Genomic DNA, 18,183 nt, shown 5'->3' on the forward strand with positions numbered 1-18,183 from the left:
AATCACTCCCCTGTTTCATCTTTTTTGTTGCTAATTACTTCTTCACCATCTGAATCAAAAATACCAGTCTGCTTTTGCGTTTCTTTATTTACTCGTTTCAACTCTGCCTGTACATCTGGAACAAAAGAAGCGAGTCCTAAGATCGTCTCTTGACTGAGTTCAGCTCCAGCATCAACCAAAGATTTCAACTCTTCCAGAATGGCTTTAGGTAGATTAGGCGTAAATATTACACGTAAGCCTTTCAAATCGGAGTTATCCATTTCAGAAATACTTGATTTTAGGCTAAATAAAAGACGATAACGCCGCATAAGGCCTTTTTTGAATAGCCTTTGCTTTGTTGCCGTCATTTGTTCAAATCCAAACAATTTATATTTCATTGCTTCTCCTGATTGCACTCCGGAAAAATTGTCATCTGTAAGATCAGGAACCATTGAGATTTCGTGAATATCCTTGCGCACTCTGTCTTTGTATGCTTCTACACCGTTCACATCATATTGTTTGTAAATATATCCTGCAGTCACACTTGTTTTATTACCGTTCACATCAGTTCCAGACTCAAGCAAAAGCATATTCGCTTCTTTCTGCTTGATGGCGTCCTCTGTGGATAGTCCTGCTGCTTCAATATCACCACTAATAACTAGAAGAGCATCGTTTAGATCAGTCATATAGTTGGCTGTATCAGACTGTCCTGCATCATATAGATCAATCAAGGATAGCACATCTTCATACAAGCCCATTCGGAAACGATTAGGAGAATACTCTGTAATAGGTACCTCTTTATATTCATGCAGTTCATCTTGAGGATTCTTTAACTCAATTGCTGTTAGCGTCGTCTCATCATAAGTGATACTTTTTTCTTTTGTGTATACGATTGGTTGAATGTACTGTTTATCAGCATCCTTGTTGAATCTTGTCTTAGGATACCGTACAGCCAAAATAGGCTCTCGTTTTACTGTAGTATCATATACAACAAACGTTTCAAATACATTAGCCAAATCAACATAATCTGTATCATCTGAATCTCGATAGATAATCTCATAGGCTCTCCCATACTTATCCATATCAAGCCAGAGTTCAGCATTTAACCCATCTATGTCATTATTAGTATTAAACTCTTCGATTTCTTTTTGTTGATTTGTGTCCTCGATTTGCACTTTTATAGGATTGCCTGTGTTGTACCCAACATCAAACGTACAAAGAACTTTTCCAAAGTTATGTGCTGATCGATGATCCGCTTTTTCCTTTTCTCTACGTCTACGGTTATCCATGATATTTGTATTTCTAGCTTTGTAATAATCATCTAATACACTAAGCCGCTTTACCTGATATTCATGATGATGTTTTATCATTGCTGCTAAAGTATCTGAATCGTTTAGTAAATCTTCTGCTGAGCTAAATCTATAGTGAAGATTTGAGTCTACGCTAAACTTTACATAATTTGTGTTCACGTCGTTAGAATAATGTATATCAGATCCATGTTCAAACTCATTTACCTTATCCATTGTTCACTCTCCTTAAAACATCCTCTTGATTTTGTTCCGCTGCTCTTTAGTAACGGTTGATTTCTTTTTGGCCCACATGTCTTCGTTGAAGGCGTATCTTGTCGCATCAATCGTATGGTTGTCTTTATCCTCTAACCTTGGCTTAGGATTTCCATCACGATCTGTTTGATAGTCGATGTTCTCGAATTCCTTAGCAATATTCGGAGTGCGTAGTGGATCAATACAAATAAAAGCCAAATCATCTAGCCACTGTTCACCGTACTCAACAGAATCAGGTCCTTTTTTCACGCCTTTTATTCCTTTCATGCCATGTTCATTAACTAATTCAGCATTACTCTTTGGCTCTGCGCTATCTGAAAATATCTCCTCATTTTGGTAACCTTTAGATTTAGCTTTGTTTGCAAATTCTCTATTGCTGATCTTCACGCCGTAAATTTCATCGATTGCATAAATACCGTTTTTCTTTTTGTCATAATGCCATCTGACGAACGCTAAAGGATCCGTTGCATATCCATAGTCCAAACCGTTGCGGATGTTATCAAAGTTAGAGATCATTTCATCTGTAATAGAACCTTTCTTAACTTGTAGATTATCAAAAGGCACAACTCCTGACCCCACAGCTTTTCCATCATATTCCCACTCAGCCCTTCTTGGATTCCTTTCTCTAGTTGCCTCAACTTCTTTCAGAAATTCCTTAGAGATGAATGGATTATCTCGATAGGTCGAGTGATGAATAAAAGTATTGTCCGGTTGAAAAGAAGTCTCATATTTTTTATTTACCCAAGATTGTTTTCTCTTAGGTGGATTGTAGCTGTAAAAAAACTTATAAAAAAGACCATCATCTAATTCTCCACGTAAAAGGGAGTTCGTGATAGTCGTGACTTCATCTTCTGTTTTAAATTCTGCTAATTCTTCAATCCAACCTATAGCAAATGGAAACTTGCTATCTTTTAAAGACTTGATTCGTTCTGGGTTTTGAGCACCACGAAATATCATATAATTCCCTCTTGGAAGATAAGTAATTTTAAGTGGTGACTTATTAAACTTAAATAGGCGCGATACTCCCTGCTTCTCAATTGCCCATTTCATTTGTTCATAAATAGATTGCTCAAGTGTATTATCAACATAACGTATACCTACAGCATTCACTGCATATCTCATAAGTAACTGAGTAACGATATGCGCTATATCCGATGATTTTCCTGAACCACGCCCACCTTTACAAACTATATTAAGAATGTCTTGATTTAAAGTTGCTCTCCATACTGAATGAAACTTCGGCGGAAGAAATTCAGATAGTTTTTTAGCCATCATCATCACTACTTATATCATCAATGAAAGTAGGTATTTCAGAAATTTCAACTTTCTGCTTATCTACAAATGCTGCGTTTATTTTATAATAATGTTCAAGTGCTTGGTTACGTTCTTTGAAACCTGCTGAATATTCACTCACTTCACGCTCTATGATTTCGTTTGTATAAGGATCTCTCTTAACAACTTCAAAGCGTTGTGGTTCTCCTTTTGCAATAGAAGCAGTAATAGCCAAAGCTTCTTCCATTGTTAAATGCCTCTTAGTTTGAACTTCTTTTAGCTTCTCTTGAATGTAGTCGGATACTTTTCCACCTTTTTCCACCAATTTTTCTTGTGCGTTCTTAGCGTAGTTTTCTTTATAGCCAGCTTTCAGCGCTGACTGATAAGCATTGCCTGTGATGATGTACTCATCAGCAAAGGCTTGTTGCTTAGGATTCAACTTACTCATTTTCCATCACCACCTTTGTTATATGTTAATGATATTTTTTATATTTGTCTGTATGTTCTGCTCACTAAAATATCCATGGCCACAGTAACGAAGATTGTACTTATCGATCTCTTTCGGTGTAGCTTCTCTGGTCATTTCAATGATGGAGTATTTCTTTTTAATTTGGACTGATTGGACAACTCTAATTGGATCATCTGCGTTTGGTTGTGGATACCTATTCGTTAGTGATACATACCAGTAGTTTCTCATTTGACTTTTCTCCTTCTGCGAAAAGAAATAACTTCATTGTTTTCCTTTCGTTTATATGTATCGCTCTTTATTGGTCTTCTATACTTTCGTACTATCTCACCGTTACCATTTTGCACAGTGATTACTTCATACTTCTGTTCTAAGTATTGTGGTCTATACATTGTTGTTACCTCCTTTATGTAAAATAAAAAGACCACTCAACGAGTGATCCTAACATCTTTTATTTGCATAACGTAATACCTTAACTCGGCTAATGCGTTATCAATATTGTCAGATAGTTCTTTTTTGGGAGCTTTTATATTTTGTTTTGCTACAGTTTCCAACATCAATATAGCATATCCATCAAAAAAGAAACTATTTTCATTCTTTTTCTCCGTTCGTACTAATTTTGTTTCATTTCGAATCAATTTCAACTCATCATATACTTCTTTCCACTGGTCATAAGCTTTATTTAGTTCCTTATTTATCAAATAAGAATTTGCATTTTCTAATTTCTGTATAAATCCATTAATTTGATTTTCAATATCTTTTTTTGTGAAAACATTTTGTCTTAAATACATTTTGTCTTCCATGCACTCTCACCCCTTTCGTAATATTTTTATTATATCATTTTTTACTATGTATAAATAGGCACAGCTTACATCTACAAACAACAGTTTTTTTAAGTTGAGTAAATACTCAATAAAACCGAAAGAGTTGCAATTAATAGACAGCAACACATGAACTAACTGTAGGAGCTGAACCCCACATCCTTTAGCTTATTTGCTGCTGTCTATCGAAGCTTAATTAAAACGATGAGGGAGATTTCCTCCCTTACATTTTATTTTGTCGAAGTCCTGTTTCCTAATCTTTCGACACTATCATAATATCACTGGTAAACGGCTAAAAACCGCCATCATTCCGCCAAAAAACCGCCAAATTATTCGATTAAAGTTATTTGAGGATATTCTAGCTTAGTTGAACAATAGCTAACCGTCACTTCACGTGAGTACTCAAATGTACCTCCACATATATCGCATTGTTCTTTGCCTATTTCATCTGATTCCCATGAATCACATTGCAAATCTCCGCAATACGGACACATAATTTCATCCGAATACTGATAATCATATTCTGGAATTTCCTTTAATTCAAAAGATTCAACAATAAGAATGTCATTTTCAGGATCATGCATACAACTCATATAGTTTCTGCCTTTGTAGGAAAAAGGCTGGTTAAACTCTATTACTTTATCTGTTTGAAATAGAGGTTCTACATTTTTAATATTTTCAAGTACTGTTTGTCTATAATCATAATCTTTTTTAGTATAAACTTTCATTGACTCCACCTCTTATTTATAAGCAATTTTTTCCCCATGTTTATACGCTTCTGCAAACTCTATTAGAGCTTCCGATTTCATCCGTTGTATGCTTCTTTCTGAATAACCCACTTCACGGCTAATCCTGTAGTTTGAGAAGCTATCTGGCACACAAAAGCTGTAGTAGAGTATCTGACGACTAATCAGACTAAGAGCCATCAAAGCCGCTAGAATCGCATCTCTCTCTGCTTCTATATCCATCATCTGAATGATCGCGTCTTCTGCCTTGTTTCCATATTTCGGAGCCTTCGGCATATCGGTTATGATAGGCGACTTAATATCTATCAAAGAGCGACCTGCCATCCGCTCCAAACGCCGAAAGTTCTTCAGCACATCTCTCGCATTACATCTTGTCTGTTTGAAATCTACCTCTCGTAACAATTGCATCAAGTCAAACCGCTCCTTTTATGTGATATAATAAACTTGTCGGATTTATTACATCAGTCGGAGCGATCCGGCTTTTTTATTTGTCATTGATTAGTTCAATATCCACCAATCTCACCACTGCTAAATTCTCTTTACTTTTCGCTAACCACTTGTCACACTTCATTGTATTTTCGATACGAATGATTGCTGAGTGATTATAGACGTGTTCTACATATCCACGAAATGGATAGATGAACCCTTCTGCTTCGCAGCGAACCATGTCACCGACTTTGACTTTTGGTTTCTTACGTGTTTTAGGATTCTTAGTCGGCATATCTAGCATTAAACCGCCGATGCCGTGACTACTAGCGTAAAATCCGTCTTTTAGTTTCATTCTTTTTCCTCCTATTTACGATCATCACTTAATATCGAAATTCCAAACTTACGAATAGCATCACTTGCATCAGCAACACACTGACTTGCCACTTTATATGTTTCTTCTGTTGAAATTCCATATTCTTTTTCAAACTTTGTCTTTAGTACATTCAGTTCTTGTTTTCTTAGTTTTGCTACTCTGCGGTGTCTGGTGTTCATTGTCAATCAACTCCCTTTTTTCTTTTCTATACTTAATGGTATTTTTTTGAATTTTTATTTATAATTAATGTATTAAGATAACGGAGGTAAGCTCATGGACCCATCATCTTTTTTTCCAATTTTATCTGGTATGCTTGGCGGAGCAGCTTCAGCTGGGGTCTTTAAAGGACCGATACAGACATTAGAAGATTGGTGGTATGTTAATTTTGGACACGCTACTAATGAAAGAGCTGAAATGCTACGCGCTAATCAAAGTGCAAATATCGAAGCTTACAAGAATCAATTATTAAAAGAAGCTTCTTCAATTAATCCTAAAAATCTCAAGGAACCTGAATTAAAAATTTTAGGTCCTGCCCTTGAGGCATCTAAATATTATATAGATGATGAATCTCTTAGAGAGATGTTTGCAAAATTAATTGCATCCTCTATGGACAAAACTAAAAAATTCACAGTGCATTCCTCATTTGTTGAAATAATAAAACAGATGGAACCTTTAGATGCTGAAAATCTGCTGGCTATTCATTTAAACGAAGATATATATGAAATAGCTAAACTAAATATTATGTTTGAAACAGGTGGTTACAAAGAATATCAATCTCCTCTTTTTTTAGGAAATAAAAATCAAAAAAATCAAAAACTTCAGGCTTCCTCACTAGCTAATTTGAACAGACTTGGGCTTGTTGAAATAACTTTCTCTGAATGGAAAAATAATAAAAAAGTTTATGATATTTTTAAAGATACTCTAGAATACAGTGATTGTTTAAAAGAAATTGAAAACAACAATAATCAAGTTAACAGTATTTTGCAGAAAACAGACATCCCTGAAATGATAAAACAACAATATCAAAATATGATAATGTCTGAACCTAAAATTGCCCATGGCTTAGTTAAAATGACTCCCTTTGGTAAAAATTTTTGTGCTACTTGTCTCTAGACAAGTAGTTTTTTATTTGTTTTGTTTCTTCATCGAAAAACTTTTCCATCCATTTGTTAAACATCCTTATGTGCCATTTCACCATGCTAAAAGAAATAATAAAAGAAGTTATTATAGAGACTAAAATGATTATTACCAATTCACTCATCCTTCTGCCACCTCTTCCACTGTTCCCTCAAATTTAGCAGCATGTATATCAGCCATATGGAAACTACTAAACGGGTAAGCACATTTCTTATCCCAAGTTGTGAGAATTGTAAAATTGCTAGTATCACCTAAAGGTTCCTTTAAGTAAAGTTTGCCAATTTTGACTATATATTTTGGCTTTTTCTCAACCTCGTAGCCGTTGTATAGGCTCAATAGTGTTTCATATGATTGTCTCTTTGCCCAAGCGAGTAATTCTTCTCCTTGTTCTTGCGTCACTATGCCATCTCGTACAAACCAATCACAGAAATAATATGAATCACCATCTTTAGATTTGATTAAATACGCTATTTTTTCAGCTTTTGTAAAAGGGTCCGTAAATTTCTCAAGCCAACCGGCCACGAGTTGTGGAATAACTAGCTTCTTCGGTTCGTCTAGTTGTTTTAAATCACTTGACTTCACGAATACACCATCTACCATTTTCCCTGTGCGTCCTTTGATTTCGTTGTATGCCATTTCTAAACACTCTTGTACGTTTGTCCCTTTTTGCATGGAAAGGATAATCAGCGTGACGATTACATCTCCTACGCTATCTTTAAATAGCTCGTCATTACTTCTTGCCATTGCTGAAGCGATTTCCCCGAATTCCTCGGCTACTTTCAAAAATTGTGCTTTTGGATCTGCCTGGTTCAATCCCTTATCTTTTGCCCACTGCTCTACTTTTGTGATTAGTTCGTCCATTATTTCTCCTCCTAAAATTTCATTTCATCGTCGTTGTCATCTTCTTTGTCATCAGTTTTGGAAAGGAGGGCATACACGAGATATGCCACTCCTACCAAACCTAAGAACAAGAGAATTTTAGCTATAAAGAATCCCATATTATTTACCTGTTTCATCCGTAACTACAGTATCTGCTCCGTTTACTGTTACCCATCCATGCTCTTTTCGAGCTTGAGCTTCTTCATAACGAATTAAATTATCTGTTACAGATTCGGCAACTTTACGGTTTGATTCAGCTTCCGCTTCTGCAGCTTTTGTTTTCTTGTAAGCTTCACTATCAGCTTGAGTTTTTGCAGTTTCTGCATCTAGCTTCGCTTTTTCATTTTCTTGACCAGCTCGAATGATCGCATCAATTGATTTTTGTGTTTCTTTATCGACATCTGGAACACCAAGTGTTACGTCTTCGACTTCAAACCCTTTAGATTCAACTGATTTAGCAAAGTTCGTTAGTACCTCAGCTTCAACTTTAGAGGAATCTCCTGAAAGGACATCAAGCAGGCTATATTTGGCATAAACTTCACGCGCTACTTTTTGAAGCTTAGATTTTAACCATCCACTTTCGATATCTTCCGAAGTGATATTCCCAAATTCTTTGTACATTTTTGCTGCTTTAGTTGAATCAACTTTGTAGTCATATTTGATATCAATCGTTGTCTTTTTGCCATCGCTTGTTGATACTGAAATGTTTTTTGATTGGATAGTTTGCAAGCGAATTGGATATTGGATCACTTTGTCAATCCCAACAAATTTCACACCTTGCGTCAGTGCTTCATCTTTGATACCGCCATTCATTGAATAGCGCACACCCACATATCCGTTATCAATTTTTTCGAAAAACTTAAATCCTCCGATAACTCCAATACCTACTATTACTACTCCTGCCACACCTAGTTTGATTAATTTATTTTCGTTCATTTTTCTTCCTCCAGTTTTTTTATTTCTCCAAATGACAATTCACCGGTTCCATTCGCTTCTACAGGTACGATATATTTATTCATATCCTGCTTCTCCAATCCTGAATCTTTGAGGATCTCGTTTGTAAGATTGACAATCTCCATAAGCTGCTCTGTTGCATCCAAGTCTTCTTGCGTCAGAAGATTAGCGCCGCATTTCGGACATGGCTTGTTCAACCATTGCGGATAATTTTCGTATTTTACTGCCATATCAGAATAATCACATTCTGGATTATCGCATTTGATCCCACGTACATTTAAGTCTACGAATTCCATTATTTCTCCTCCTCAATCTCACATGCCTGTTCAAACTGTCTAGTGATGTTTTCTAACGCTTTTTTGTACTCGATAATACTTTTTATCGTTCTTTCTTCACTTAACACGTAATCGCGTTGTATCGCCTTTAAACACGATGAGACAGTTTGGAAGTATCCGATATCTGCTCGTGATTCTTCTTTTGCTTCGGTGTAGCGAATGTTTCCTTCCTGCTATTTCTTCGGATAGTGGACTAAATTCCTGCCCGTTTAAAGTTTCCGCCATTTTCGAAAATATCAGTTAGATGGTTTTCCATCTCCTCATCAGACAAATATCCAAACGGTTCCCAGTCAAAGGTGTAATCACAAGATCCATCAAAACTGATAGGCATTAATTCCAAGCCGTATGATCCAAAACCGCAAATCACACTTGCTCCCCAACCGTTTGGGAATTTATAAATCCGATGGTTAGCAATCGTATTATGACCAGTAGTCATATAATCTCGATATCTATTGCATTCTGTTCTCATTATTTCTCCTCCACATACCTAAACTGTCGTCCTTTTGAATCAATCCATAAGCTCCTAGCTCTATCCCAGATAATGTTTTTGCTTAATCCAGTAATTTCAGATAACTGTTCAGCGGTACCTGTTACTAGAATTCGGTCACCATGCCAGATTGCAATTTTTCTCGGCGTTTTCCGTTTGGGTTTTTCAGTCCACATTGATTTACCGAGCTTTTGGACTTCTGCAACTATTTCTTTGTCTTCTTGCCAATTCTCAGAATGTGTCAGTTCGATGATTCGTTTCATTGCTGCTTTCTTACCCACGCTCATTCCTCCAATCTACGAATTTCCCTTCTTAAATTCTCTATGTGCAAATCGATTGCCTTTCTCGCTGTTTCATTGACCATCACTGCCTTTGTCCGTTCCAGATCGTCAATTTCACGTTGAATGCTTCGAATACGCATTTGAATCACTTCTTCTGTTGTCATGATGATTCCTCCACGTACCTAAACGTTCTCTTCTTAACGTCTGTGTATCCACACCTAGCTCTCTTTCTCACGATTTTCTCGTGCAATCCTGTGAGAGTTGCTAACTGCTGGGCAGTTCCTGTGACTAGAATTTTGTCGCCATGCCAGATTGCGATTTTTCGCGGTCTTGGCTTGTTGCTCTTGTCTGCCCACATCTCTCTTCCAAGTCTCATCACTTCCGAAGCAGCTTCTTTGTCATTTTGCCAATCTTCTGAATAAGTCAATTCGATAATTCGCTGCATTGCCGCTTTCTTATCCATCCCGACGTTCCCCTTTCAATAATTTGAGTACTTGATCAAGTGCGCTCTCACGTCCGCCATGGAACGTGTTGAGCCACTTGTCTTCGTACGAGGCGCTTTGTCTTAAAACTTCTTGATGCATTAGTTCGATCTGTGCTGTAAATGTTTTTAGATCCATCTGATTACACCTGTTCAAGTTCACTAAGATGTTTTTGCAATCCTTTAACGCAATCAACAAATAGTAATTTTGTATAAGCTAAATTTCTTAATTGTGTTGCATCGATATAGAGTGCGAAATAGTATCTGAGTTTACTCCAACTCGAACGGTCTTTCTTAATTCCTTCGATTCCAGCTTCTTCGAGTTGATCATATACGTCTCTCAGGATTTCTATTTCCTCACCAGTTTTATACTTTGCTATTTCATTAATTAGTTCTAGATAATCGATTTTCAATTTTCCACCTCTTAGAATGGTGCTTTTGATTGTCTATTAGCTCGTTCTAGCGCTTTTTTCTTAAGATAGGCTTCTTGGTCGATTGCCCACTCAGGAAGCTTCTCTCGTCTCCCTGTGCGCTTGTATCCACTGCTTGCGCTCTTAGATTCATTTTTTTCTTTTCTTGCCCAGCTTCGAATAGTTGCCAAATAGTTTTTATAAGTCTTACCTGATGATTCACAATACTCAGATAGCCGTTCTATTCGTTCTTGATAGTCATTAGGGAATTCTATTTTGAGTTTCTCCATCTGCTCATCTGACAAAAGAACATTTTTATACTCTCCGTATTTATGACGGATGGGCTTAGCCTTCGATTTTTTCGAAGGCGTTACATCTTTTATCTCTTTACTATCCTTACCTAACCTATCCTTACCTAACCTAACCTGTGTATCCATTTGGTATACCGCTTGGTTGTCATCTGGTATACCAAGTTTTTCATCATGTTTAGAAAGCTCTTCTGCAAATGTATAAGCTTTGTTATCTTTGTCTGCTAGTAAAGCTTTTTCATCCTGATATAACGTGGGTTTGTAACGATCATTACGAATATAGTTGTGTATTTTCCAATGCTTAATGACGATCACACCGCTCTCGAAAACTAAGATGAATCTTTTTGCCATAAGCAGTTTTAAATCATCATCACCACAACCAACCATACGTTGTATTTTTTTGGGATTATTAATAAATCCGTCATCATCTGCGCGCATTGATAGATGGAAATATAATGCCTGTGTCGATAAAGGCATATCTAGGAATGCATCAGAATCAATAATTGTCTTTGCGAACATTCTTCTTTCTGCCAAAATTATTCCTCCTCATCCACGACGATAATCGTGTACTGGTAACAAGTCTCTGTAATTCCATTAACTAATCTATTGGTCTTAATTTTTTCGACACTAATATCGCTTTGTTCAGCTTGTGTGCCAATGAAAGCAAATGTCATGATTTCTAAGAACAATTTGTCTCTTGGACTCATTTTTTTATACTTAGTGTGCCATGTTTGTGCAAACGCTACTGCATTTAAATTAATCATCATTAGACCCCGATTCTTAATTTCTTGATTGTCTCCTGGTTTAACTTGATTCCTTTGATTTGATATTTATTTTTAAAATTGATCACACCTATTTTGTGTTTCTCTGTGTGATGGATTCTGCAGAGTGCTGCAAATGTGTACTCTGAATGATCAACTTCTTTGCGCTTTCGTCTTCCTAGCGCTTTGTCAAAGTGATCGATGTCAGCTCCTGTTTTGCCACAGATGCAGCAGACTCTTTTTGTGATGCATTTGTAGAAGTAATATTCTTGATTCGCTGGTAAAATCTCATAGCCTTCTTTGAAAGGAATATGATGTTCAAAGATGAAATCTAAGATGATATTTGCTAAGACGTTAGCATCACTCACGGTTGTATTCGATTCGTCTTTGAGGCTTATTTTGCGCCCTGTGACACCTTCAAAGCGGAAGTAAAAGAATTCCTTCCAGAAGTCCGTTGGCATGCCTGTATCGATGAAAATATCGCCTATGAGCGCATAGATGAAGTTTCGTTGCTGTGCGGTGAACCGACGTGGATCAATAAAACGAATTTCAATGATTCGATCGCCATCATAGCCGTCATACATTGTTTTCAGCCGTTCGATATTTACTTCTTCGTTGATTGTTGCACCAATGTCGTTACCTTTAAATTTCTTTAGTACCGCCGAGTATGAATCTATTAGTGGTTTAAACACTCATATCACTTCTCTTTTGTTTCTTCTCTGTACTGATCTTCAAGCCAATTAACGCCTCGTTTTAGAATGCCCAAGTCTCTCTTGGTCCATTTACTGTCATCAGCGGTTATGGAAGCTGCATCAGTCAATGCAACAATTGCTTCATCAATTGATTTTTCGTACTTGTTAGCAACCAGTTGTAAAGCATCCAAGAATAGCTTTTTGCTTCTTTGAGTAGCTGGTTCAAGCATCGAGACGTCTTCTGGCATATCTTCACCAGCAAATATATATAGCCCTAGCCCAAACATTGCTAGATTTTTTACAAGACAGCGCATGATCGTTTTGTTGATATCAAACATAGTTGCTGCTTCAACTCGCTTTTCGATTTTTCCAACAATCTCTTTTTTCTTCGTTTCGTTATTCCACTGATAATCATTGACTTCGTAGGTATATGGCTCATCTTTCATTGCCTTGTTTGCACCATCCATGACTGGTAACCACATGTCACGCTTTACTCCGTTGACTGTGATACTGGTAAAAACCATATAGCCTGTTTTTTCATCAAAGAGGTATGGACGATGCGTTTCTGGATCACGATAGATTTCGTAGTCTACTTCTTCGCAGATTTTGCTGACTTCTGCCCATGCCCATGCCCAGGACAGATAAGTTAGTTTGTTTCTTTTTTCAACAACATCATTGACGGTTATCTTGTATAGACTATTGAATAATTTGTTATCGTTGCGTTTCGTTCCTTCACTCATCAAATTCTGCCTCCATTTCAGCAATGTATTTCTTACCTGGTCCGTAATAAGAGATATCAATCAAGTTATCTCTGTCATACTCTTCTAGCGCATCAATCAAGCCATCTTCGATGACATAGATATATTCAGGTTTTTTGGACTTCTTCGATAAATGGATAAGATAGACATGATCCCAAATACTCACAAAATTTCCCAAATCGTCTTGATCACATGCTAGTTCTTCATCCGTCAAAAGATTACGTCTGATTTTTCGATTATTTGTTTCCTTGATATTCGATTTGCCCCAACTAGGATCAGTCAAATATTGATCTAGAGTGGAAAGTTCATTTTCCATATGTTAAAATCTCCTTAGTTATGATTTTTTGAGTGACTCATTGCTTTGGTCGGCGGAGTCACTTTTTTATTTGTTGCCATGTTTTTTTCTTTTCGATATGTTGCTTGCTTAAAATAATAGGACGGCTATTTGCCCACCAATTATCAGCAATCACTTTACCGATTTTTAGCGCTTCTTCTCGTGCCGTAGTTGCTCCTTTCTTTTGAATCAAGCAGATTGATTAAAACCATCAATGCTGCAAACAAACTTCCCCCGATAATACTTTGGTGCGCTACAATCACTAATAACCCCAAAATGAATCCTATAAAAAGTGTGTCTGTCTTCTTCATAATCTAATCTCCCTATTTTTTATTTCTAGCATTCTCAAATCCTCAAGTTCAGAAGCAATTAGTTCAGCTTGTCTATCTGATAGCTCATCGGCTTTTCTAAGCGCTGCACGGTCATCTTGTAATTGTTTCCTGCGTTGTTTAATCAAACCGAGAATTTGATGTTCTTGTTGCAATGTGTAGGACATAAAATCATTCTCCTTTGCCTTTAGAACTCAAAGTTTTCTTTCAAAAATCTTTGGAGCTCCGATCGTTCAATTCTGATGTCTAACTTGCTCCACTGCTGTGTTTTTAAGCCTAGGTTTATCCAATGTGCTAATTTGTCATCACCAATGCCTAAAACTTTTTTTACCTCTGATTTGTTTGGATATGGAGGAAGCTCCACTGATTTATTCATAAGGTGTAATCGTTCTTCCAAAGAATTAAGCACTGCATTCGTGATCTGTGTAGTTAATTCGGAAACTACTAAATTATCTGGAATTGTTATTTGCATAATTTTTCTCCTTTTCTAATTCTGCTAGCACTGCCTCAATTGGCTTGATTTGTTTATCTGGCTTTCTACGTCCATTCATAATATCCGACATGTATGCTGTTGAAATACCAAGCTTTTCAGCTAACCAAGCTTGACTCTTGTCATGCGTAGCTAGCGCCACACGCACTTTTAAAATGAAGTCCTGCGACATAACTATCTCTCCTCTAATAGATCAATTTCTGGAATATATCCTTCTTTTTTTAGCGACTCATAAATGAACAAACGTCCTTTTTGAGTCCATTTAGTATTCATCACAACTTTTGTTCCGCCATCAGATTTCGGAATCTCAGTTGTATGAGATTTTGTATATCCTTGTCTCATATGTTTCTTACATAATAACCATTGATTGCCTACTTTTTTCTGAATACCTAGTTTATGAAGTAATTTATTCATCTGTTGTGGAGACATCCCATAATCTGCTGCAATCTGGCTAATTGTTACTGAATCTGTAGAAGATAATATGCTATCTAAATAGGAGATTTTGGGTTCGTATTCTGCTATTTTTTGTTCAGCTATCAGTCTTCCAGTACGTTCTTCTTTCAACTTAGTTGCTAATTGGATGATTGTATCTGGATTAAGCAAAGCTTCTTCTACTTTTTCTGGAGTTAGATAACCTCCATGTTTTCTAATTGCTGGCAACACTTCACTTGTTACCCATCGTTTGAATTTTTTGGCAGAAGGAAGTTTTGATTTTAAGATTAAACTGTAAAGGCCTGACTCGTTGATGATTGTCATATTACGATTTTGACCTGATGCACTAATTCGGTGCATTAGCCTATCCTCTTCGTCAACATGATTTCTGACAGCGTTGTCTGCACGTTCGTATCCAAGAATCTCAGCTACATCTTTACCTACAAAATACGGTTCATCATTTAATAAAACTGTTCTTACTTCCTGTTGTCCGAAATTAAAAATTTGTGGTGTGTTCATTTTGCTCATTCCTTTCTTTGGTATAATTTTGAATAGAAAGCGAGGTGAAAATAGTATGGAAGAATTTAATATGGATGTCGACGCCTTATTCAAACAAACCGTATTCAAGACTGTTAATAAAGAATTCAAAATAGATTTCCAAAATGACGAATCTTTTCCAACAGAAATTGAGTTATTCGAAGAATTTTCTCGGAATGTTTCTGAGTCTTTTTCTCGCCAGTTGCAAAAGAATTTTTTTGATGCTCTTGTGGATGAATTTCATCAACAACAGCACTAAACTTTTGGTCTTTAAAATTTAAAGTTATTAAAGCTCCTTTTGCGGAAGGAGTTTTTTTATTTTGTTTCATGATGTTTCCTCCTTTTCTTTAAATATGTAAGCTAATAAAATTAGCTAATTTTATTGACAGTTTCTAAAAAGTTTTGTAGAATAAGTGCATAGATAAATAAGCACAGAATTACCCTATAAATTAACATTCTAAGTTTCCCGACCTTGAATTTGTTTACTTTATTAGGTGTCTTTCTTATTGCTTGTTAGCTTATTAAATTAGCTTACGAACATATATTACTATAAAGTTTTGTAGATGTCAACGATTATCTACAAAGTTTTTAAGATGTGTTTTAGGCATGATCGGAGAATCATTATTATGACAACATTTGAGAGAGTAAAAATGTTAGCAGATAAACGCAAAATATCTATTGTCGAATTGGAAGAAAAACTTAATTTTAGTAAAAATTCACTTTATGCGTGGAAAAAGAGTAAGCCATCCATTGATAAACTAAATGCAGTTGCTGACTATTTCCATGTTTCAACAGATTATTTGCTAGGACGCACAGATGATCCTAACGCGGGAGTTGCACCAGAGGAAAGAAAACTAACCGTGGAAGAAGCTTTAGCATCTGTTATGAGTAGCGACGGAAAACCGCTCACCGATAATGATAGGGAAATACTATCAGCTATGATTGAAGCATATTTAGAGAAAAAAGATAACTAAATAAGTAGGTGAGTCATTTGGACAGTCAAATTGAAATGATAATTAATGAACTCGGCGTTAAGGTAGAAGAGCGTGAAAACCTTGATGCCGATGGCCATTATGTTGCTTGTATGAATACCATAGTAATAAAAGCTAATTTATCTAAGTATAGAAGACAAAGAACCTTATTACATGAATTAGGACACGCTTCTAAACATCATGATAATTATTTTTTATATAACTTAGCATTCTCTCTCCATTCAAAAATGGAATATGAGGCTGATCGCTTCATGATTGAAAAATTATTAGATAGATATATTGCAAAGTCTGAATTAGAACCACACAATATCAATTACATGAAATTTATAGAAGATAACAATTTAAGCGTTCGCTTCGAACCACTTGTGAAAGAATTATTAAAAGCTCGCATCTATTGTTATGCAGCTCTCTAAAATTTTTTAAGCAAAAAAGAACATATGTTCAAAAATAGAAAGGTGAACAAAAATGATATATACAGAATTCAAAGAATGGTTAGAAAAAAACACAACCGGATACGAAACATTTATCATCAAAGCTACTAATTATCAAATTGAAAAAAACAAAAATAGACCCCAAAAAAAACGCTGGGATGATAAGAAAATAGATAAAGCTGTATTAGAAATGTGGAAACAAGTCGTGACTAACTTGTATCAGACAATTCGTAAAGAAAAAGGAGTTCCATTAATTAACGGGAGGGAAATATGGCTTGAATTTATAGAGGAACAAGGACTGATCGAATTTTTCAATGATAGCATGGCAGAATTAGAATTTGAATAGGGGTAATATTGATGGCAATGATAAAACAATATAAAAAGAAAAATGGCGAAAAAGCATGGTACTTTAAAACTTATCTCGGTATTGATCCGCTAACACGAAAGAAAAAATATACTACTAAAAGAGGATTTAGAACACAAAAAGAAGCAAAAACAGCACTTTCTAGGTTAGAACTAGAATTACAAAAAACAGGAATGCCCACAAGTACAAATACTACTTTCAAAGAAGCAGCAGAATTATGGCTAGAAAGCTATAAAAAAACTGTAAAAGAAAGTTCATATTCAAGGACTAAAATAATCTTTAATAAACATATATATCCCAAATTTGGAAATATTAAGCTTTCTAAAATTAATACGGCATATTGTCAAAAGGTAGTAAATGATTGGAGTGAAAAAGGAACTTCAAAGCAGTACCCTCTTTTCATAAACTATATGAATAAAGTTTTTAAGTATGCTATAAATATTGGTTTAACGTCTGATAATCCAACATTAAATTTACTTATTCCAAAGCCACAAATTAAAACAGAAAAGAAATTAAAATTATATACAAAAGAACAGTTGGAATTATTTCTAAATGAAGTATCTCAAGAACAGAATCCATATTTTAAAAACAGAGACTATACACTCTTTAGACTATTAGCATTCAGCGGATGTAGGATCGGCGAAATATTAGCGCTCACTTGGGACAATATTAATTTTAAAACAAATGAAATGGCCATTAAAAAAACTGTAGCTCGTTCAGACAAATATTATATATCTGAAACTCCTAAAACAAAAAAATCAAATCGAATAATTTATTTGGATGAAAAAACTATAAAGCAACTAAAATTTTGGAAGCTCGAACAAAGAAAGTACTTATTTCAATTAGGATTTACCAAAGCTAATTTTTTATTTACCAATGACGAAAATAATTTCACAATTAATCAAGCAGTGGCAGAAAGATACAATATATATCGTGAGCGTGCCGGCTTACCTTATATCGGTCTACATGGTTTTAGACATACACATGCATCAATGCTATATGAGGCAGGCGCAGATCACAAAGAAGTCCAAGAAAGAATGGGCCACGCAAATATAAAAACTACTATGGACACATATACACACATTACTAACAGTAAAAAAGAAGAAACAACACAAAAACTAACAAATTATATTAACTTCTAAG

General features: G+C 35.6%; 35 protein-coding genes and 1 pseudogene. 5 read left to right on the forward strand and 31 right to left on the reverse strand.

From position 1 onward, the window contains the following. Positions 1–2 precede the first annotated feature (2 nt). The 10 genes from FTX43_RS01195 to FTX43_RS01235 all read right to left on the reverse strand — a co-directional run bounded on the left by FTX43_RS01195 (position 3) and on the right by FTX43_RS01235 (position 5,827). The gene (locus FTX43_RS01195) at positions 3–1,502 is read right to left on the reverse strand and encodes a phage portal protein (RefSeq protein ID WP_147606656.1); all 1,500 of its coding nucleotides are present in this window, start codon (positions 1,500–1,502) and stop codon (positions 3–5) included. A gap of 12 nt (positions 1,503–1,514) precedes the next feature. Beyond that, positions 1,515–2,813 (reverse strand): PBSX family phage terminase large subunit, encoded by a 1,299-nt coding sequence (locus FTX43_RS01200; protein WP_008274581.1) that lies wholly within the window; start codon positions 2,811–2,813, stop codon positions 1,515–1,517. Continuing rightward, positions 2,806–3,261: a terminase small subunit gene (locus FTX43_RS01205; RefSeq protein WP_002311445.1), complete on the reverse strand. Its 456-nt coding sequence runs from the start codon at positions 3,259–3,261 to the stop codon at positions 2,806–2,808. Before FTX43_RS01205 ends, FTX43_RS01200 begins: the two co-directional genes overlap by 8 nt. Positions 3,262–3,279: 18 nt before the next feature. Beyond that, positions 3,280–3,510 (reverse strand): hypothetical protein, encoded by a 231-nt coding sequence (locus FTX43_RS01210; protein WP_147606658.1) that lies wholly within the window; start codon positions 3,508–3,510, stop codon positions 3,280–3,282. Then, positions 3,507–3,671 (reverse strand): hypothetical protein, encoded by a 165-nt coding sequence (locus FTX43_RS14830; protein WP_187160005.1) that lies wholly within the window; start codon positions 3,669–3,671, stop codon positions 3,507–3,509. Before FTX43_RS14830 ends, FTX43_RS01210 begins: the two co-directional genes overlap by 4 nt. Positions 3,672–3,707: 36 nt before the next feature. After that, positions 3,708–4,082 carry a hypothetical protein gene (locus tag FTX43_RS01215; protein WP_147606660.1) on the reverse strand — a complete coding sequence of 125 codons (375 nt, stop codon included), beginning with the start codon at positions 4,080–4,082 and terminating at the stop codon, positions 3,708–3,710. 347 nt (positions 4,083–4,429) lie between these two features. Further along, complete coding sequence (locus FTX43_RS01220; RefSeq protein WP_147606661.1) at positions 4,430–4,828, reverse strand: hypothetical protein; 399 nt, start codon at positions 4,826–4,828, stop codon at positions 4,430–4,432. A gap of 12 nt (positions 4,829–4,840) precedes the next feature. Next, complete coding sequence (locus FTX43_RS01225) at positions 4,841–5,254, reverse strand: ArpU family phage packaging/lysis transcriptional regulator (protein WP_010706374.1); 414 nt, start codon at positions 5,252–5,254, stop codon at positions 4,841–4,843. 76 nt (positions 5,255–5,330) lie between these two features. After that, the gene (locus FTX43_RS01230) at positions 5,331–5,627 is read right to left on the reverse strand and encodes a hypothetical protein (protein WP_104833045.1); all 297 of its coding nucleotides are present in this window, start codon (positions 5,625–5,627) and stop codon (positions 5,331–5,333) included. Positions 5,628–5,638: 11 nt separating this feature from the next. After that, the gene (locus tag FTX43_RS01235) at positions 5,639–5,827 is read right to left on the reverse strand and encodes a toxin PIN (protein ID WP_147606663.1); all 189 of its coding nucleotides are present in this window, start codon (positions 5,825–5,827) and stop codon (positions 5,639–5,641) included. Positions 5,828–5,921: 94 nt separating this feature from the next. Here FTX43_RS01235 and FTX43_RS01240 point away from each other — a divergent pair, with 94 nt between their 5' ends. Continuing rightward, positions 5,922–6,761, forward strand: a complete 840-nt coding sequence (locus FTX43_RS01240) for a DUF4393 domain-containing protein (protein ID WP_147606665.1) — start codon at positions 5,922–5,924, stop codon at positions 6,759–6,761. 144 nt (positions 6,762–6,905) lie between these two features. On the opposite strand, the gene FTX43_RS01245 is transcribed toward FTX43_RS01240, so the two are convergent. From FTX43_RS01245 to FTX43_RS14845, 21 genes and pseudogenes are all read right to left on the reverse strand, one after another. After that, positions 6,906–7,646 (reverse strand): DUF1642 domain-containing protein, encoded by a 741-nt coding sequence (locus FTX43_RS01245; RefSeq protein WP_147606666.1) that lies wholly within the window; start codon positions 7,644–7,646, stop codon positions 6,906–6,908. Positions 7,647–7,784: 138 nt separating this feature from the next. Then, on the reverse strand, positions 7,785–8,600 hold the full coding sequence (locus FTX43_RS01250; protein WP_002322113.1) for a prohibitin family protein: 816 nt from the start codon (positions 8,598–8,600) through the stop codon (positions 7,785–7,787). After that, positions 8,597–8,914 (reverse strand): hypothetical protein, encoded by a 318-nt coding sequence (locus FTX43_RS01255; RefSeq protein ID WP_002322112.1) that lies wholly within the window; start codon positions 8,912–8,914, stop codon positions 8,597–8,599. The genes FTX43_RS01250 and FTX43_RS01255 overlap by 4 nt, the downstream gene beginning before the upstream one ends. Next, positions 8,914–9,126: pseudogene (locus FTX43_RS01260) on the reverse strand (hypothetical protein); the annotation flags it as partial. The gene FTX43_RS01255 and the pseudogene FTX43_RS01260, both read right to left, overlap by 1 nt. Positions 9,127–9,146: 20 nt before the next feature. Next, the gene (locus FTX43_RS01265) at positions 9,147–9,422 is read right to left on the reverse strand and encodes a hypothetical protein (RefSeq protein WP_002333651.1); all 276 of its coding nucleotides are present in this window, start codon (positions 9,420–9,422) and stop codon (positions 9,147–9,149) included. Beyond that, entirely contained in the window at positions 9,422–9,721 is a 300-nt protein-coding gene (locus FTX43_RS01270; RefSeq protein WP_048946631.1) for a hypothetical protein, read from the reverse strand. The genes FTX43_RS01265 and FTX43_RS01270 overlap by 1 nt, the downstream gene beginning before the upstream one ends. 2 nt (positions 9,722–9,723) lie before the next feature. Next, positions 9,724–9,885: a hypothetical protein gene (locus FTX43_RS01275; RefSeq protein ID WP_002301517.1), complete on the reverse strand. Its 162-nt coding sequence runs from the start codon at positions 9,883–9,885 to the stop codon at positions 9,724–9,726. Then, a complete protein-coding gene (locus tag FTX43_RS01280; RefSeq protein ID WP_002292987.1) occupies positions 9,882–10,184 on the reverse strand; it encodes a hypothetical protein in 303 nt (100 codons plus the stop codon). Before FTX43_RS01280 ends, FTX43_RS01275 begins: the two co-directional genes overlap by 4 nt. Beyond that, complete coding sequence (locus tag FTX43_RS14835) at positions 10,177–10,341, reverse strand: hypothetical protein (protein ID WP_187160006.1); 165 nt, start codon at positions 10,339–10,341, stop codon at positions 10,177–10,179. The genes FTX43_RS01280 and FTX43_RS14835 overlap by 8 nt, the downstream gene beginning before the upstream one ends. Positions 10,342–10,345: 4 nt before the next feature. Next, positions 10,346–10,615 (reverse strand): hypothetical protein, encoded by a 270-nt coding sequence (locus tag FTX43_RS01285; protein ID WP_104857089.1) that lies wholly within the window; start codon positions 10,613–10,615, stop codon positions 10,346–10,348. 11 nt (positions 10,616–10,626) lie between these two features. After that, on the reverse strand, positions 10,627–11,454 hold the full coding sequence (locus FTX43_RS01290) for a replisome organizer (protein WP_147606668.1): 828 nt from the start codon (positions 11,452–11,454) through the stop codon (positions 10,627–10,629). Positions 11,455–11,456: 2 nt separating this feature from the next. Continuing rightward, positions 11,457–11,684, reverse strand: a complete 228-nt coding sequence (locus FTX43_RS01295) for a hypothetical protein (protein WP_025481093.1) — start codon at positions 11,682–11,684, stop codon at positions 11,457–11,459. Positions 11,685–11,686: 2 nt separating this feature from the next. Continuing rightward, positions 11,687–12,373 carry a putative HNHc nuclease gene (locus tag FTX43_RS01300; RefSeq protein WP_104867298.1) on the reverse strand — a complete coding sequence of 229 codons (687 nt, stop codon included), beginning with the start codon at positions 12,371–12,373 and terminating at the stop codon, positions 11,687–11,689. 5 nt (positions 12,374–12,378) lie between these two features. Further along, positions 12,379–13,113, reverse strand: coding sequence for a DUF1071 domain-containing protein (locus tag FTX43_RS01305; RefSeq protein WP_002322006.1), 735 nt, complete (start codon positions 13,111–13,113; stop codon positions 12,379–12,381). Continuing rightward, the gene (locus FTX43_RS01310) at positions 13,106–13,447 is read right to left on the reverse strand and encodes a hypothetical protein (protein WP_142972305.1); all 342 of its coding nucleotides are present in this window, start codon (positions 13,445–13,447) and stop codon (positions 13,106–13,108) included. Before FTX43_RS01310 ends, FTX43_RS01305 begins: the two co-directional genes overlap by 8 nt. Before the next feature lie 155 nt (positions 13,448–13,602). Continuing rightward, positions 13,603–13,776, reverse strand: a complete 174-nt coding sequence (locus FTX43_RS14840) for a hypothetical protein (RefSeq protein WP_002301528.1) — start codon at positions 13,774–13,776, stop codon at positions 13,603–13,605. Beyond that, positions 13,773–13,961 (reverse strand): hypothetical protein, encoded by a 189-nt coding sequence (locus FTX43_RS01315; protein WP_002311421.1) that lies wholly within the window; start codon positions 13,959–13,961, stop codon positions 13,773–13,775. Before FTX43_RS01315 ends, FTX43_RS14840 begins: the two co-directional genes overlap by 4 nt. Before the next feature lie 20 nt (positions 13,962–13,981). Further along, positions 13,982–14,266: a hypothetical protein gene (locus FTX43_RS01320; protein WP_002333281.1), complete on the reverse strand. Its 285-nt coding sequence runs from the start codon at positions 14,264–14,266 to the stop codon at positions 13,982–13,984. Next, positions 14,244–14,456, reverse strand: a complete 213-nt coding sequence (locus tag FTX43_RS01325; RefSeq protein WP_002330306.1) for a helix-turn-helix transcriptional regulator — start codon at positions 14,454–14,456, stop codon at positions 14,244–14,246. The genes FTX43_RS01320 and FTX43_RS01325 overlap by 23 nt, the downstream gene beginning before the upstream one ends. A gap of 2 nt (positions 14,457–14,458) precedes the next feature. Continuing rightward, positions 14,459–15,235 carry a phage antirepressor KilAC domain-containing protein gene (locus FTX43_RS01330; RefSeq protein WP_002330307.1) on the reverse strand — a complete coding sequence of 259 codons (777 nt, stop codon included), beginning with the start codon at positions 15,233–15,235 and terminating at the stop codon, positions 14,459–14,461. Between the two features lie 125 nt (positions 15,236–15,360). Next, positions 15,361–15,582, reverse strand: a complete 222-nt coding sequence (locus FTX43_RS14845) for a hypothetical protein (protein WP_002332750.1) — start codon at positions 15,580–15,582, stop codon at positions 15,361–15,363. Positions 15,583–15,879: 297 nt separating this feature from the next. Between FTX43_RS14845 and FTX43_RS01340 the strand changes: the two genes are divergently transcribed. From FTX43_RS01340 to FTX43_RS01355, 4 genes are read left to right on the forward strand one after another with little or no spacing between them, the layout of a single operon-like run. Continuing rightward, positions 15,880–16,227, forward strand: coding sequence for a helix-turn-helix domain-containing protein (locus tag FTX43_RS01340; RefSeq protein WP_002301535.1), 348 nt, complete (start codon positions 15,880–15,882; stop codon positions 16,225–16,227). A gap of 35 nt (positions 16,228–16,262) precedes the next feature. Then, positions 16,263–16,658 carry an ImmA/IrrE family metallo-endopeptidase gene (locus tag FTX43_RS01345; RefSeq protein ID WP_002321996.1) on the forward strand — a complete coding sequence of 132 codons (396 nt, stop codon included), beginning with the start codon at positions 16,263–16,265 and terminating at the stop codon, positions 16,656–16,658. 52 nt (positions 16,659–16,710) lie between these two features. Next, a complete protein-coding gene (locus FTX43_RS01350; RefSeq protein WP_016628577.1) occupies positions 16,711–17,022 on the forward strand; it encodes a hypothetical protein in 312 nt (103 codons plus the stop codon). Between the two features lie 11 nt (positions 17,023–17,033). Beyond that, positions 17,034–18,182: a site-specific integrase gene (locus tag FTX43_RS01355; protein WP_147606670.1), complete on the forward strand. Its 1,149-nt coding sequence runs from the start codon at positions 17,034–17,036 to the stop codon at positions 18,180–18,182. Position 18,183: the final 1 nt, after the last annotated feature.

Source organism: Enterococcus sp. DA9 (genome assembly GCF_008000875.1).
Taxonomy (GTDB): Bacteria; Bacillota; Bacilli; order Lactobacillales; family Enterococcaceae; genus Enterococcus_B; species Enterococcus_B lactis.